Raw genomic sequence first — 1298 nt, 5'->3', positions numbered from 1 at the left:
GTGCGGAAGGGGGGGGAAGGAGAGTGGGACCGAGGCCGCGGCGCCTTCGCGAGACGGCACTCGATTCGGTCAATCTGACTTGACCAACGCGACGACGGGCCCTCGGGTCACGCTGCGGGGGCGTGGACGGAGCGTCGGCAGGGCGCGCGGATGCCCGTACGCCCCCTCCGGTGCGGGCGCCCCGAGGACCGTAAACTGTGCTGTCTTTCCGCGTGTGAGAGGTAGTTCGCCACCGATGAGGCTCGTCTTCGCAGGCACACCAGAGGTCGCCGTCCCGGCGCTCGACGCCCTGATCGCTTCCGAGCGGCACGAGGTCGCCGCCGTGGTCACCCGGCCTGACGCGCGGGCGGGACGCGGCAGGCGGCTGGTGCCCAGTCCCGTGGCCCAGCGGGCGCAGGAGGAGGGCATCGAGGTGCTCAAACCCGCGCGTCCCCGGGACGAGGACTTTCTGACACGGTTGCGGGAGATCGGTCCCGACTGTGCTCCCGTCGTCGCCTACGGCGCGCTGCTGCCCCGCGTCGCGTTGGACGTCCCCGCCCAGGGCTGGGTCAACCTGCACTTCTCGCTGTTGCCTGCCTGGCGTGGTGCCGCGCCCGTGCAGCACGCGTTGCTCGCCGGGGACGAGATGAGCGGGGCCACCACCTTCCTCATCGAGGAGGGGCTGGACTCGGGCCCGGTGTACGGCGTGGTCACCGAGGAGGTACGGCCCCGGGACACCAGCGGTGACCTGCTGACCCGGCTCGCGTTCGCTGGGGCGGGACTGCTCGCCGCCACGATGGACGGCATCGAGGACGGCACTCTCCAGGCGGTGCCGCAGCCGGAGGAGGGCATCTCCCTGGCGCCGAAGATCAGCGTGGAGGATGCCCGCATCGACTGGACCGCGCCCGCGCTCCGGGTCGACCGGGTGGTGCGCGCGTGCGCGCCGGCGCCCGGTGCGTGGACGGTTTTCCGGGGGGAGCGGCTGAAGGTGCGCTCCCTGGCACCGCTGTCGACCACGGTCACGGCCGCGGCCACGAGCGGGGAGGAGGTTCCGGCGGGCGAGTTGAGGGTCAGCAAGAACGCGGTTCATGTGGGTACGGGGTCGCACCCGGTCGAGCTGGAGTGGGTGCAGCCGCAGGGCAAGAAGCCCATGCGGGCGGCCGACTGGGCGCGGGGCAGCCGCATCGACGAGGGCGCCGGGTTCGAGGGGTAGAAGCTTCCGCGAGGAGGACCGGGAGGCCTGCTGTCGCGAGCCGCGGAGTGCTGGGGTACGGGACTGCTGGAGCACGGGAGTGCGGGAATCCCGCAGTTTGGAGTTC

The 1298-nt window shown here is 72.3% G+C and carries 1 protein-coding gene; it reads left to right on the top strand.

The features are described from left to right. The first annotated feature begins 235 nt into the window (after positions 1-235). Positions 236-1192 (top strand): methionyl-tRNA formyltransferase, encoded by a 957-nt coding sequence (gene fmt, locus AB8Z75_RS34570; protein WP_369209047.1) that lies wholly within the window; start codon positions 236-238, stop codon positions 1190-1192. The last annotated feature ends 106 nt before the right edge of the window (positions 1193-1298 follow it).

The sequence above is a fragment of the Streptomyces sp. PU-14G genome, from assembly GCF_041028275.1.
Classification (GTDB): domain Bacteria; phylum Actinomycetota; class Actinomycetes; order Streptomycetales; family Streptomycetaceae; genus Streptomyces.
The sequence above is the reverse complement of the archived record's forward strand: the minus strand, read 5'-3'. Positions and strand labels throughout refer to the sequence as shown.